A 13,312-nucleotide genomic window follows, 5' to 3' on the forward strand; every position below is an offset into this window, starting at 1 on the left:
ACCCGCTACCGCCGGATCAGGTTCGAGAGCACGATGGCGCTGCGGGTGTGGTCGACGTTCGGGGCGATCCGCACCCGTTCGAGCGCATCCTCGAGACTCGGGATGTCGCGCGAGCGGATGTGCACGATCGCGTCGGCGCTGCCGGTGACGGTGCCGGCGTCGACGACCTCCGGAACGCCGGAGAGGATGCGCTTCAGTTCCGCCGGGGCGACCGTGCCGCGGCAGAACAGCTCGACGTAGGCCTCGGTGACGGTGCCGTCGAGGGCGGGATTCAGCTGGATGGTGAATCCGGTGATCACGTTGTCGGCGACCAGGCGGTCGATCCGGCGTTTGACGGCCGAGGCGGAGAGGCCGATGACCTGCCCGATGTCGCCGTATCCGCTCCGGGAGTTGATCTTGAGCAGGTCGATGATGCGGTGGTCCAATGCGTCCATCCCGCGATCGTACGCCCGATTCTTGCGTGCGGCGCTCAGCATCGCGCGATTCGCCGACGTCTCAGCGGGAAACGGCGAAAACCGCGAGCGGCCGCGCCGGCCGGAGCCGCGTGCGTCGGGCCGGGCGGCTGGGTGCGGGCCCGGTGCATGCGCGGTCGTATACATGCCTATACAATCGAAAAATGGGAGCGCTGAGGAACACATCCGGCGCTGAGGGTAGGTGATGATGGCCGTGTCCACCGAGGCGGGTTCGCGCGTCGACGACGCATACGAGTGGCTGCTGGCCGAGATCACGGGGTTCCGGCTTCGATCGGGATCGCCGCTGAGCGAGAACCGGCTCGCCGGTCAGCTCGGGATCAGCCGCACACCGGTGCGCGAGGCGCTGCAGCGACTCGAGAAGGAGGGGCTGGTCAAGCGCACCGACAACGCGCGCTTCACCGTCTCCCAGCTCACCGCCACCGAGGTGAACGACGCCTGCGACCTGCTCGAGGTGCTCGACACCTACATCTGCCGCAAGGCGGCCTCCACCCTCACCGACGACGAGGCGAAGAAGCTCAAGGGCTACGTCGACGACATGTACAAGGCGGCGGCGAACGACGACCGGGCCGCCTGGGCGCTCGCCGACCAGCTCTTCCACCGCTACGCGAACGCCCTCTCGGGCAACGTGCTGGTGGCCGAGACGGTGCGCGAGACCCGCCGCCGCATCCAGCGCTTCTGGCTGCGCGCCGCGAGCATGCAGAGCCGGCTCCGCTCCTGCGCCGAGGAGTACGACGAGCTCTACAACGCCATGGTGGCGGGTGACTTCGCCGCCATCGAACCGGCCGTCAAGAAGCACATCGGCCACATGCGCGAGCGGATGCTCGAGATGATCGCGGCCGCCGCCATCCTGCTCGGCGACGACTGACCTCCTCGCGAGGAGGCGAAGGGGTCAGACCGGCTCGGTGACGAAGTCGATCAGCTGTTCGACCCGGCCGAGCAGCACCGGCTCGAGGTCGGTGTAGGTCGACACGCGCGAGAGGATGCTCTTCCAGGCCCGGGCGATGTCGGCCTGTTCCTCGTGCGGCCAGCCGAAGGCCTCGCAGATGCCGTGCTTCCACTCGGTTCCGCGCGGGATCACCGGCCAGGCGCGGATGCCCAGCGCCTTGGGCGTGACGGCCTGCCAGATGTCGATGAACGGATGCCCGACCACGAGCACGTTGCCGCCGTACGGTCCGCGCGCCACGGCCTCCGCGATCCGGCTCTCCTTCGACCCCGCGACGAGGTGGTCGACCAGCACGCCGATGCGGCGTTCGCGGGTGGGCGCGAACTCGCGCACCACCGCATCCAGGTCGTCGACGCCCTCGAGGTACTCCACCACGACGCCCTCGCCGCGCAGGTCGTCTCCCCACACCTTCTCGACCAGCTCGGCGTCGTGGCGGCCCTCGACGTAGATGCGGCTCGGCCGGGCGACGCGAGCCCGTTCCAGCGGGGCGGCGACCGACCCGGAGGCCGTGCGCTTCGGGCCGGCCGGCGCGGCCGCCTTCGGGTGCACCAGGCGTACCGGCCGCCCCTCGAGGAGGAACCCGGCCCCGAGCGGGAAGATGCGCCGCTTGCCGTGCCGGTCCTCCAGCTCGACCGCGCGGCCCTCCACGCGGGTGACGCTGCCGCAGAAGTCACTCGCCACCTCTTCGACCACGAGGTCGAACACGGCCTCGACGGCCGGCAGCTCGACCGGTTTGGCGCGGCGGTTGTAGTCGGCCAGCACATCGCTGCCGTAGCGGTCGGCGCCGAAACGGTCGGCGAGAGGATCGTGGGGCATCGCATCAGGCTACGACGCCCCGTCGTCCGCGCCCCGCAGCACCCCCGGCGTGCGCCCGATCCGCCCGCCCGCCGAGTCCGTCGGCCCGCCGAGTCCCGCCCCACCACCCGAAGATCCACCGAGCCGTCACTCAGTGCCCTTATCCGGGCGTTGAACGGGCATCACCGGACGGGTCGGCGAGAGAGAATTCCCCTAGGCTGGGGCGAACCCGCGGCACCGACCCGAGAGGATCGACGATGATCACCCGCCTCCTCGCCATCGGCGAGTCCCTCATCGACGTGGTCGACGCCCCCGACGCCGACGGCTCGCCCATCCTGGTCGAGCACCCCGGCGGATCGCCGATGAACATCGCCGTCGGCGCCGCCCGGCTCGGCCTGCCGGTCACGCTGCTCACCGAGGTGGGCCCGGATGCCCGCGGCCAGGCGATCGTGCAGCACGTGGAGGCGTCCGGCGTCACCGTCGATCCGGTGTCGTTCCGCACCGAGCCCACCTCCTCGGCCACCGCCCACATCCAGACCGACGGATCGGCCGACTACTCCTTCGACCTGCGCTGGTCGCTGCCCGCCGGCCTGCCCGCTCCCATGGCCGGGATCGCGCACACGGGGTCGCTCGGCGCCTTCGTGGAGCCGGGAGGCTCCGCGGTGGTCGAGCTGCTGCGCGCTGCCGGCCAGGACGTGCTGATCACCTTCGACCCGAACATCCGGCCTTCGCTCGTGGGCGAGCATCCGGATGCCTTCGCCCGGTTCGCCGAGATCGCCGCCCTCGCCGCCGTGCTGAAGCTCAGCGACGAAGACGCCGCCTGGCTCTACCCCGGCCTCGGGCTCGACGAGGTGATCGACCGCATCCTCGACCTCGGGCCGGCGCTGGTCGCCGTCACCCGCGGCGGCGAGGGCGCGCTGCTCGCCACCCGCCGCGATCGCGTGGCCGTCGCCGGCGTGCGGGTCGACGTCATCGACACCATCGGCGCCGGCGACTCGTTCATGAGCGCGCTGATCGCGCAGCTCGCCGGTCTGCTCGAGGCGGGGGCGAGCCCGCACGAGGTGCGCGACGCATCCGTCATCGACGCCGCTGCCCTCGAGCGCATCGGCGCGTTCGCGGTGCGCTGCGCGGCCATCACGGTCTCCCGCGCCGGCGCGAACCCGCCGCACCTGACCGACCTCGACTGAGCGAGAGCCCCCTCACGAGGTGCGGCTGAGCGCCCGCCCGAGGATGGCCGACTTGAGCGCCTCGATGGGCTCGGCGGGGGCGGCCGGGTTCGACAGCAGCGTGAAGTCGACCTCGCCGAGATCCGGCAGCGAGAAGCGGTTGCTCACCTTCACCAGGTCGTCGGGGATGAGGGTGTGCGGATGCGGCGCGATGCCGATTCCGGCCCGCACCGCCGCGAGCAGCCCGTTCACCTCGCGGGTGTTGCAGGTGATCCGCCAGGTGCGGCCGGCGGATTCCAGTGCGTCGATGGCGAGCTGCCGGCTGATCGACGGCGCCTGGTAGGCGATCAGCGGCACCGGGTCACCGGGCTCGATCAGCGTGCGCTCCTCCGCCATCCACACCAGGGTGTCGCGGCGCACGATGGTGCCGGTCTCCGGGATGGCGCTGTCGGCGGCATCCGGGATCTGCTTGATGAAGATCAGGTCGAGGTGCCCGGCCTTCAGACGCCGGTACAGCGGCACGCTCTGGTTGACGGTGAGCTCGAGGTTGATCTGCGGGTGCAGTTGGCGGAAATGCCTCAGGATGCGCGGCAGCTGGGTGGCAGCGAGGTCGTCGGCGGCCCCGAAACGCAGGCGGCCGCGCATGGCCGATCCGGTGAAGTAGCTCGAGGCGGCGGCGTTCGCGGCCAGGATGGTGCGTGCGAAGCCGGCCATCGCGTCGCCGTTGTCGGTGAGTGCCACCTCGCGGGTGTCGCGGCTGATCAGCACGCGACCGGCTGCGTTCTCGAGCTTGCGCACCTGCTGGCTGACGGTCGGCTGGCTCAGCCCGAGCTGCTCGGCGGCACGGGTGAAGCTGTGCGTCTCGGCCACGGCGAGGAAGGTGGCGAGCAGGGCGGGATCGAACATCCGGACTCCATCATTCGATAATCCAATACCACTTATAGCCACGATTATGGCAGTCAATGCCACTCGCGCCGGTACCGTCGAAGGAGAAGAAGACTCCATACGCAACCGGAAACTCCATACGTGACTACGCTCTCTGCTCCTCCGCCCGCCACCGAACCCATCACAGTCCTCAGCTCGGCTCCGCCGTGGAAGCACACCTTCCTCTCGCTCACGGTGCGCAACTACCGCATCTTCGCCGCCACCAGCCTGGTCGCCCTCACCGCTCTCTGGATGCAGCGGATCGCGCAGGACTGGCTGGTGCTGCAGCTCTCCGGCAGCGTCGTCACCGTGGGCATCACCACGGCACTGCAGTTCGCGCCGATGCTCGTGTTCGGGATGGTGGGCGGCGTGATCGTCGACCGCTACCCCAAGCGCACGCTGCTGATGATCACGCAGAGCGCCTCGGTGCTCACCAGCGCGACGCTCGCCGTGCTCTCGCTCACCGGCGCGATCCAGGTCTGGCACGTGTACGTGGTGGCCGTGGTGCTCGGCTTCATCACCGTGATCGACAACCCGGCGCGGCAGGTGTTCACGAACGAGCTGGTGGGGCCCGGGCTGCTGCGGAACGCCATCAGCCTGAACTCCTCGACGTTCCAGATCGGTGCACTGCTCGGGCCCGCACTGAGCGGCGCCCTGCTGGTGGCCGTCGGCGCCGGCTGGTCGTTCGGCATCAACGCGATCGCCTGCGCGCTGGTGGTGGTGGCGCTGACCCGGATGAACGCCTCCGAGCTGCATCCGGCCCCCCGCGCCGCTCGGGCCAAGGGGCAGCTGCGCGAGGGCATCCGCTACGCGATGGCCAAGCCCGCCATCCTGTACACGCTCGTGCTGCTCGGTGTGCTGGCCGTGTTCGCACAGAACCTGCCGGTGCTGCTCGCGGCCTACGCCGACGACGTGTTCGCCACCGGCGCGGGCGGGTACGGGTTGTTCAACTCGCTCGTAGCGATCGGGGCACTGACCGGCGCCATCCTGTCGACCCGGCGCCGCACGGTGCGGCTGCGCACGGTCGTGCTGTTCGCGGGGCTGTACGGGATCGCGCAGGCGCTCGCCGGGCTGATGCCGGGCGAGACGGCGTTCGGCGTCGGCCTCGTGGTGCTCGGTCTGGGTTGGCTGCTGTTCATCACCGCGGCCAACGCCCTCGTGCAGATGTCGACCAACATGGCGGTGCGCGGCCGCGTGATGGCGCTGTATCTGCTGGTGCTGCTCGGCGGGCAGGCGATCGGCGGCCCGATCATGGGCGCGTTCGTGGAGCAGGCGGGGCCGCACCTCGGCATGGTGGTCTCGGGAGCGGTGCCGGCCGTGGTGGCCGGCGTGCTGGCCCTGGTGCTGCACCGCAAGGGCCTGCTGGCCGCCGACGCCTGAGCGGGAGGGGCGGGCAGGCCCGGAACGGAGCGTCAGACCGGCTGCACGTCGATCACGATGCCACCGCGGCTCGCTCCGCCGGGCGTGGAGATGGTGGCCGTGACGATGCCGGGCGCCGCCCTGTACGAGCCGCCGTTCTCGTAGTTGCCGTCGGCGTCTTCGATCTGAGGGCCCCAGCGGCCGGGTGATGCTCGGGTATGTGAGGAACGACGCTGTATCGCAACGTGAACCACCGGGCTCGCCTCGGCGGTGCGCGAGGAGCCTCACGTCCGCAGCATCGCCCTGGACTCCGGGGGCGGATTCCCGTCGACTACCCGGCGGCGACCCGCTCGAACTCGGCCGCGGACTGCTCGGTGACGGGGTCGATCATCATCGCCAGCAGCACCGGTACGTCGGCGGTGAGGTGGCTGACGCCGTTCAGCGCGAGGGTGGCGGCCGCGTTGGGCGAGCGCACGCTCGCCACCAGCACCCGGGTGCGGGTGGGGGCGAGCACGCGGGTCATGTTCGACACCTTCGCGAGGCCGTCCTCCCCGGAGTCCACCAGCCGGCCGAAGTAGGGCGCGATGTAGTCGACGCCGAGCGAGGCGGCGAAGGTGGCCTGGGCCAGGCTGTAGACGGCGGTCAGCAGCACCCGCACTTCGTGCTGCACGAGCTCGCGGGCCACCCGGAATCCGTCCGGCGTGGCGGGCACCTTCACCACCATCCGGTGGCCGAAGGCCGCGATCGCCTCCGCGTCGTCGCGCAGCTCGGCGCGACTGCCGCCGGTGGCCTGGAAGAAGATCTCCTGCGCTCCCGCCGCACTGAACTCGTCGTACAGGCGCGGAAGGTCGGCGCGGCTCAGCCCGTCGCGGGCGAGGATCGAGGGGTTCGTAGTGACGCCCCGGATCAGGCCGTCCTCCAGCAGGGGGATCACCTGCGCGGTGTCGGCACTGTCGGCGTAGAGCTTCATCAGATGCCCCGCTGCGATTCCTCGAGGGTGCCCTCGGCGCCCGGCCCCTCCTGCACGAGATGCCCGGGCAGCGGCACGATCCGGGTGTGCACGGCGTCGAGGATGTCGGCGGGGGTCACGAAGAACTCCCACTCCAGCTCGGCGGGCGGGGCGATCCAGTTGCGCGAGCCGAGCACCACCACCGGGGCATCCAGATCGTCGAAGGCCTCGGTCTGCACCCGGGTGGCGACCGTGTTGAGCCAGCTCCCGCGCAGGCTCGCATCCGAGGCGCAGACCAGGCGGCCGGTCTTCGCCACCGACTCCAGCAGCAGGTCGTACTCGAACGGCACGAGCGACCGCGCGTCGATCACCTCGGCCTCCACGCCGTACTGCTCGCTCAACTGCTTCGCCGCGTCCAGCGCCCGGTACAGGGTGGCGCCCACGGTCAGGATGGTGAGATCCGAGCCCGCGCGGGCGATCCGCGGCTGCCCGATCGGGGTGCGGTAGTACTCGGCCGGAACGCCCTCGGGGAACACCGTCTCGACGGTGTCGTAAAGGCGCTGGCTCTCGAAGAACACCACCGGGTCGTTGCCGGAGAGAGCGGATGCGAGCAGTCCCTTGGCATCGTGCGCCGTGGCCGGGAACACCACCTTGAGGCCCGGGACGCCCGCCACCATCGAGCTCCAGTCCTGCGAGTGCTGGGCGCCGTACTTGGCCCCCACCGACACCCGGAGAACCATCGGCACGGTCGCCAGTCCGCCCGACATCGGCTGCCACTTGGCCATCTGGTTGAAGATCTCGTCGCCGGCACGGCCGATGAAGTCGGCGTACATCAGCTCCACCATCGGGCGGCCGCCGGAGAGCGCGAAGCCCACGCCGGCGCCCACGATGGCGGCCTCGGAGATGGGGGAGTTGAAGAGCCGGTGGCGCGGCAGCAGCTCGGTGAGGCCGCGGTAGACGCCGAAGGCCCCGCCCCAGTCGCGGTTCTCCTCACCCCACATCGTGAGGCGGTCGTCGGCGGCGGCGTGCGCGACGACGGTTTCGAACATCGCGTCGCGGAAGGTGATGGCCTTGGCTCCGGAGAGCACCGCACCGCTGCCGTCGCCGGCGAGACCCGAGCGCGCCTTGCGGGCGAGCGAGGCCAGGTGCGGCAGCTCGGCGACCGGCACCAGGGTCTCGCCCGCGGGGGCGTCGGCCAGGTCGATCGCGGTGTCGTTGAAGGTGATCCCCGCCATCACGGCGGAGTCGTGGCGAAGCGACAGGCGCGGGGAGACGGTTGCGTCGATGGCCACCTCGAGCGAGGCGGAGACGCGCTCCTCGGCCCACCGTGTGAGCTCGGCCTGGCGGGCGGCGGCCACCACGCCACCGTCCACCAGGCGAGCGAAGTAGGTGTCGATCGGATCGATCGACGCCCACAGGTCGACCTCGTCCTTGGTGCGGTAGGAGGAGGCGTCGGAGGGGGAGTGCCCGGTCTGCCGATAGGTCTGGCAGTCGATCAGCACGGGACCGTCGCCGGATTCGAGGTGCTGACGGGCCACGGTCATCGCCTCGATCACGGCCAGCGGATTGTTGCCGTCGATCGTCTGCGCGTGCATGTTCGAGGCGTTGATGCCGGCACCGATCCGGGCCAGGCGGTCGTAGGCCATCGTCTCGCCGATGGTCTGGCCGCCCATGCCGTAGAAGTTGTTCACGATGAAGAACACGATCGGCAGGCCGCCGCGGTGCTTCTCGTCCATCAGCGAGCTGAGCTGCGCCATCCCGGCCAGGTTGAACGACTCCCACACCGGGCCGGTACCGGTGGAGGCGTCGCCGATCGAGGCGACGACGATCCCCGGCTGCACCTGCAGGCGGTTGTAGAGCGCCGCGCCGGTGGCCAGCGGCGCCGAGCCGCCCACGATCGCATTGTTCGGGTAGATGCCGAGCGGCGGGAAGAAGGCGTGCATGCTGCCGCCGAGGCCCCGGTTGAAGCCGGTGCGGCGGCCGAAGGTCTCGGCGGTCATGCCGTAGAGCAGGTAGTTCACGGCCTGCTGCTCGAAGTCGTCGTCGGCCAGGCGGTCGCGCACGACGTTCCAGATGGCGCCGTCCGACCAGGTCGTGAACGCCTCGGTCAGCGCCTCCGGAGTCGAGGAGTGGATGGCCGACAGGCCCTTCGCGATCACCTCCCCGTGGCTTCGGTGGCTGCCGAAGACCTTGTCGACGGCGCCGAGTGTGAATGCCTGGCCGACCGCCGCGGCCTCCTGCCCGATCGAGAGGTGGGCGGGCCCGGCGTGCACGTACGAGGTGCCGCGATAGGCGCCCTCGCGCTTGATCGACTGCAGCATCAGCTCGAACTCGCGCACCAGGATCATGTCGCGGCCGATCCGCTCGAGGGCGGCGTCGCCGTGCAGCGCGCGCTCGGCCGCGAGATCCGGCTCGTAGGTGTTGACCGCGATGGAGTCGAAGGTGAGCTCGGAGCGGCTACGCGCGGTGGCCGGGTCGATGAGCAGCTCTTTTGCCATGGTTCGTCGTGTCCTTCAGGGTTGCGGGAGAAGAAGAGGGGTCAGAACGCCGACAGCACGTCGACGGTCTCGATGGCCTTCGCGATGTCGGCCAGCAGCTGCGCGGCGGCGGCGCCGTCGAGGGCCCGGTGATCGAAGGTGAGCGAGAGCGGCAGCAGACTCGGAGCATCCGGATGCGACTGATGGGCCGCCCCCACGCCGAGGATGCAGCTCTGAGGCGTGTTGAGCACGGGGGTGAACCAGTGCACGCCGAGCGAGCCGAGGTTGGAGACCGTGAAGGTGCCGCCCTCCATCTCGGCGGTGGCCAGCTTGCCGCTGCGCGCCTTCTCGATCGAGGCCTGGGCGGCTTCGGCCACGGCGGCGAGGCTCAGCCGGTCGGCGCCCGGGATGACGGGCACGAGCAGCGCCTGGCCGGTGTCGACGGCGAAGCCGAGGTTCACCGAGCGGTACTGACGGATGCCGTCCCAGTCGAAGACCGAGTTGGCCGCCGGATGCTTCACCACGGCCCGCGCGGTGGCGAACAGCAGCACGTCGTTCACGCCGATCTTCGGCAGACCCTGCGCCTCGGTGACCGCGCGCAGGCGCTTCACGTAGGCGAGCATCGCCGTGGCATCGGAGTAGCGGGTGAGCGTGACCTGGGCGGTGCCGGCGAGCGAGGCGTGCATCCGCTGGGCGGTCACCTTGCGGGCGCCGCGCACCGGCACGAGGTCGTACCCGGCATCGGGGCTGGCTGCGGCCTGTGGGGCCGGGGTGGGGGTGAATGCCGCCGCCGCTGTCGGCTGCTTCTTCGCGGCGAGCACGTCGGCGATGATGATGCGCCCACCGGGGCCCGAGCCCGTGAGGGCGGAGAGATCGATGCCGTTCCGCTCCGCCAGGATCCGCGCACGGGGTGAGGCCTTTGCGCGGGTGTCGCCCGACGAGGGAACCGCGGATGCCGCGGGGGAGGTGCTCGCCGCACGAGAGGTCGTGGCATCCGAGGTGCTCACGGCCGGTGCCGGCTCGGCGGGGGCTGTCGCCCCGGGGTCGTCGGCGTCGGAGGCCGGACCGCTCTCGGCCGGTGCCTCGCCCTCGACCCCGAGGATGGCGAGCACCTCGTGCTCGGGCACCTCGGCGCCGGACTCGAACAGGATCTTCAGCACCTGCCCGCCCTCGGGCGCCTCGACCTCGATGGTCGCCTTGGCCGTCTCGAGGGTCACCAGCACGTCGCCGGCGCTCACCTGAGCGCCCACCGCCACGTTCCAGTCGACGATCACGGCGTCTTCTCCGGCGTTGCCGGTCGTGGGAACACGAACGTCGATCGACATTGCTCTCCGTTCAGAAGATCTGCGGCGGCGCCCTTCGCGAGACATCCGCTCATATGTGAACTGCATGCTCATAAGAGCACGGCGTCACAGTACACTCTCTCTGCGGGACCCGTCAAAGGCCGGGCCGAGGAGGTGGGCGGGATGACGGATGCCGACGGTGGCCGGGCGAGGCCCGCGGTGTCGCTCGAAGCGGCCATAGTGGCCCGGCGCTACTACATCGACGACAAGCAGAAGAACGAGATCGCCGACGAGCTCGGCATCTCGCGCTTCAAGGTGGCCCGACTGCTCGACGAGGCCAAGGCCAGCGGCATCGTGCGCATCTCGGTCGACATGCCCGCGGACATCGATCTGCCGCTCGGCGAAGAGGTCGCCCGCTCCTACGGCATCGGGCGCGCCATCGTGGTGCGCGCGATCGAGGCGGCTCCGGATGCCACGGGCTCCCTGATCGGTGAGGCCGGTGCCCAGTACCTCCGCGGCATCCTCGGTGCCGATGACGTGCTCGGGATCTCGTGGGGCACGAGCCTCACGGCGCTCGTCGACGCGGTGACGGATCTCGCTCCCGCCGACGTGGTGCAGATGGTGGGCGGGATGCGGGCCGGCCGGCTCGAGGTGGGCGGCGCTGAACTCGTGCGTCGCCTCACCCGCACCACCGGTGGCCGGGGCTTCGCGCTGCACGCTCCGCTTCTGGTGCGCAGCGCGGCGATGGCCGAGGAGCTGCGCGCCGATCCGAGCCTCTCCGACTCGACGGACCGGTTCTCCCGGCTCACCATCGCCCTGGTGGGCATCGGCTCGTGGAATCCGCCGAAATCGTCGCTGTACGGCGAATTCACCGAGGCCGAACGCGCGGAGCTCGTGCAGCAGGGCGCGGTCGCCGATCTCTGCACCTTCGTGTTCGACGCCGAGGGGCGCGCCCTCGACTCCCCTGCCCTGCAGCGGGCCGTCGGCATCTCGGCGGCCGAGCTCGCCCGGGTGCCCGAGGTGATCGCGGTCGCCGGCGGCGACGAGAAGGTGGCGGCCATCGCGGCCGCCCTGCGCAGCGGCACCGTCTCCACCCTCGTCACCGACTCCACCACCGCCCGCTCCCTCCTCGCCCGCGCCGACTCCGTCTAAGGTCTAAGCGTGCCGATTCGAATCCACCCCAGCATCCTGGCCGCCGACTTCCTGCACCTGGGCGACGAGCTCGCGCGGGTGGCGGATGCCGACCTCGTTCACGTCGACGTGATGGACAACCACTTCGTGCCGAACCTCTCGTTCGGCATGCCCGTGGTGGAGCGGCTCGTCGCCGGCAGCCCGCTGCCGCTGGACGTGCACCTGATGATCGAGGACCCGGCGCGCTGGGCACCCGGCTACGCCGAGGCGGGCGCGTACTCGGTCACGTTCCACGCCGAAGCGGCGGGTCGGCCCGCGGACGTGGCCCGGAGCATCCGGGACCGCGGGGCGCGCGCCGGGCTCGCGATCAAGCCGGGCACCGACATCGAGCCCTACCTCGAGATCCTCCCCGAGGTCGACATGGTGCTGATCATGACGGTGGAGCCGGGCTTCGGCGGCCAGAGCTTCCTGCCCGAGACCATGCCGAAGCTCCGGCAGCTGCGCCAGGCGGTCGACGCCTCGGGCCTGGACGTGTGGGTGCAGGTCGACGGCGGCATCACCGCCGACACGGTCGGCATCGCCGCCGAGGCGGGCGCGAACACCTTCGTGGCCGGCTCGAGCGTCTTCACCGCCGACAACGCCGCAGCCCAGATCGCCCTCCTTCGCGCCCAGGCCGCCGCCCACTCCCACCCCTGAGGCACGAGAAGTCGCAAATGGCCCCTATCCAGGCGGAATAGGGGCCATTTGCGACTTCTCGAGGGCACGGGGAGGGGGGAGGGAGGAGGCTAGAGGGTGCGGAGGAGTTCTGCGAGCGCGTTGTCGGTGACGAGGGTGGTGCCGAGGCCCGCGCTGATGACCGCACGCACCGCCTCCGCCTTGTTCTCGCCGCCCGCGATCAGCATGAGCTCGGGGATCTTGCGCAGCACCTCGATGCCCGTGGCCATCGAGCGGTCCTGCAGGTCGGGCAGCACGGTGCCGTCGTGCTTGATCAGTGTGGCCAGCACCTCGGCGGCCACGCCCTTGCCCACCAGCGCCTCGCGCTCGTGCAGCGGCAGGCTCGCCATCATCTGCGAATCCGGCGGATCCCAGCTGCCCACCGCGACGGCCGCCACGGTGATCGAGTCGAACAGCTTGAGCGCGGCTGCGACGCCGGGCTGCGTGCTGAGGCTCCGCTTGGTGAGCGCATCCTGCACCACGAGCGGCACGAACAGCGGATACGCCTGACCGCCGCCCACCTCGCTGATCTTGCGCACCAGCTCGAGCGAGTTCTCGGCCACCGAACCCACCATGCCGCCCATCTGCACCACGAGGCTGCGCGGCAGCTCGGTGAGCTCCTGCGACATGGCACTGAGGGTGCGGCCCCAGCCGATGCCGAGCACGTCGGTCTCGGTGACGAGCTCGCTCAGCACTGCGGCGGCGCCCCGGCCCACGGCCTGGCGGATGCCGGCGGCGGTGCGCTCCTCCTCCGGCACGTCGATCACGATCACCCGGCGCAGGCCGAGCTTCTTCCGCAACACCTCGGAGAGCTCGGCGTTGAACGCGTTGGGCGTGGCGATCTCGAACTTCACGATGCCCTCGCGCACGCTCTGCTCGAGCAGCCGCGCCACCTTGAAGCGGGAGAGCCCGAGTTCGTCGGCGATCTCCGACTTCGTGCTGCCGTCGATGTAGAAGCGGCGCGCGACTGTGGCGGCGAGGATCGCCGCTCCGGGGCTCAACGTCGGTGGCACGCGCCCCATATTACGGGCACAGGGGCTCGATCCTAGGCGCTCATTTGAGCACCCACATTGACATTCGTGCAGCACGGTATCCATA

General features: G+C 70.6%; 13 protein-coding genes. 5 read left to right on the forward strand and 8 right to left on the reverse strand.

The window, feature by feature from the left end; all coding sequences use genetic code 11:
- Positions 1 to 5 precede the first annotated feature (5 nt).
- Positions 6 to 434, reverse strand: a complete 429-nt coding sequence (locus Q0D75_RS05185; RefSeq protein ID WP_290804959.1) for an Lrp/AsnC family transcriptional regulator — start codon at positions 432 to 434, stop codon at positions 6 to 8.
- Between the two features lie 223 nt (positions 435 to 657).
- On the opposite strand from Q0D75_RS05185, the gene Q0D75_RS05190 reads away from it, so the two are divergent.
- On the forward strand, positions 658 to 1,338 hold the full coding sequence (locus tag Q0D75_RS05190) for a GntR family transcriptional regulator (protein WP_291050139.1): 681 nt from the start codon (positions 658 to 660) through the stop codon (positions 1,336 to 1,338).
- 24 nt (positions 1,339 to 1,362) lie between these two features.
- Here the strand turns inward: Q0D75_RS05190 and Q0D75_RS05195 are convergent, their stop codons facing one another.
- Complete coding sequence (locus Q0D75_RS05195) at positions 1,363 to 2,232, reverse strand: DUF3097 domain-containing protein (protein ID WP_291050141.1); 870 nt, start codon at positions 2,230 to 2,232, stop codon at positions 1,363 to 1,365.
- Between the two features lie 236 nt (positions 2,233 to 2,468).
- Between Q0D75_RS05195 and Q0D75_RS05200 the strand changes: the two genes are divergently transcribed.
- The gene (locus Q0D75_RS05200) at positions 2,469 to 3,398 is read left to right on the forward strand and encodes a carbohydrate kinase (protein WP_291050143.1); all 930 of its coding nucleotides are present in this window, start codon (positions 2,469 to 2,471) and stop codon (positions 3,396 to 3,398) included.
- A 12-nt stretch (positions 3,399 to 3,410) separates the two neighbouring features.
- Here the strand turns inward: Q0D75_RS05200 and Q0D75_RS05205 are convergent, their stop codons facing one another.
- Complete coding sequence (locus tag Q0D75_RS05205) at positions 3,411 to 4,283, reverse strand: LysR substrate-binding domain-containing protein (RefSeq protein WP_291050144.1); 873 nt, start codon at positions 4,281 to 4,283, stop codon at positions 3,411 to 3,413.
- A gap of 120 nt (positions 4,284 to 4,403) precedes the next feature.
- Between Q0D75_RS05205 and Q0D75_RS05210 the strand changes: the two genes are divergently transcribed.
- The gene (locus tag Q0D75_RS05210; RefSeq protein WP_291050145.1) at positions 4,404 to 5,681 is read left to right on the forward strand and encodes an MFS transporter; all 1,278 of its coding nucleotides are present in this window, start codon (positions 4,404 to 4,406) and stop codon (positions 5,679 to 5,681) included.
- Positions 5,682 to 5,713: 32 nt separating this feature from the next.
- Here the strand turns inward: Q0D75_RS05210 and Q0D75_RS05215 are convergent, their stop codons facing one another.
- The 4 genes from Q0D75_RS05215 to Q0D75_RS05230 form a co-directional block, all read right to left on the reverse strand.
- Positions 5,714 to 5,914 (reverse strand): hypothetical protein, encoded by a 201-nt coding sequence (locus Q0D75_RS05215; RefSeq protein ID WP_291050146.1) that lies wholly within the window; start codon positions 5,912 to 5,914, stop codon positions 5,714 to 5,716.
- 77 nt (positions 5,915 to 5,991) lie between these two features.
- Positions 5,992 to 6,630 carry a transaldolase family protein gene (locus Q0D75_RS05220; protein ID WP_291050148.1) on the reverse strand — a complete coding sequence of 213 codons (639 nt, stop codon included), beginning with the start codon at positions 6,628 to 6,630 and terminating at the stop codon, positions 5,992 to 5,994.
- Positions 6,630 to 9,107: an alpha-ketoacid dehydrogenase subunit alpha/beta gene (locus Q0D75_RS05225; protein WP_291050150.1), complete on the reverse strand. Its 2,478-nt coding sequence runs from the start codon at positions 9,105 to 9,107 to the stop codon at positions 6,630 to 6,632. Before Q0D75_RS05225 ends, Q0D75_RS05220 begins: the two co-directional genes overlap by 1 nt.
- Before the next feature lie 41 nt (positions 9,108 to 9,148).
- Complete coding sequence (locus tag Q0D75_RS05230) at positions 9,149 to 10,411, reverse strand: dihydrolipoamide acetyltransferase family protein (RefSeq protein ID WP_291050151.1); 1,263 nt, start codon at positions 10,409 to 10,411, stop codon at positions 9,149 to 9,151.
- Between the two features lie 141 nt (positions 10,412 to 10,552).
- Between Q0D75_RS05230 and Q0D75_RS05235 the strand changes: the two genes are divergently transcribed.
- Complete coding sequence (locus Q0D75_RS05235) at positions 10,553 to 11,521, forward strand: sugar-binding domain-containing protein (RefSeq protein ID WP_291050153.1); 969 nt, start codon at positions 10,553 to 10,555, stop codon at positions 11,519 to 11,521.
- A 9-nt stretch (positions 11,522 to 11,530) separates the two neighbouring features.
- A complete protein-coding gene (rpe, locus tag Q0D75_RS05240) occupies positions 11,531 to 12,196 on the forward strand; it encodes a ribulose-phosphate 3-epimerase (protein ID WP_291050156.1) in 666 nt (221 codons plus the stop codon).
- Positions 12,197 to 12,285: 89 nt separating this feature from the next.
- On the opposite strand, the gene Q0D75_RS05245 is transcribed toward rpe, so the two are convergent.
- Positions 12,286 to 13,227: a sugar-binding domain-containing protein gene (locus Q0D75_RS05245; RefSeq protein ID WP_291050158.1), complete on the reverse strand. Its 942-nt coding sequence runs from the start codon at positions 13,225 to 13,227 to the stop codon at positions 12,286 to 12,288.
- Between the last annotated feature and the right edge of the window lie 85 nt (positions 13,228 to 13,312).

The sequence above is a fragment of the Herbiconiux sp. genome (genome assembly GCF_023264855.1).
Lineage (GTDB): Bacteria > Actinomycetota > Actinomycetes > Actinomycetales > Microbacteriaceae > Herbiconiux.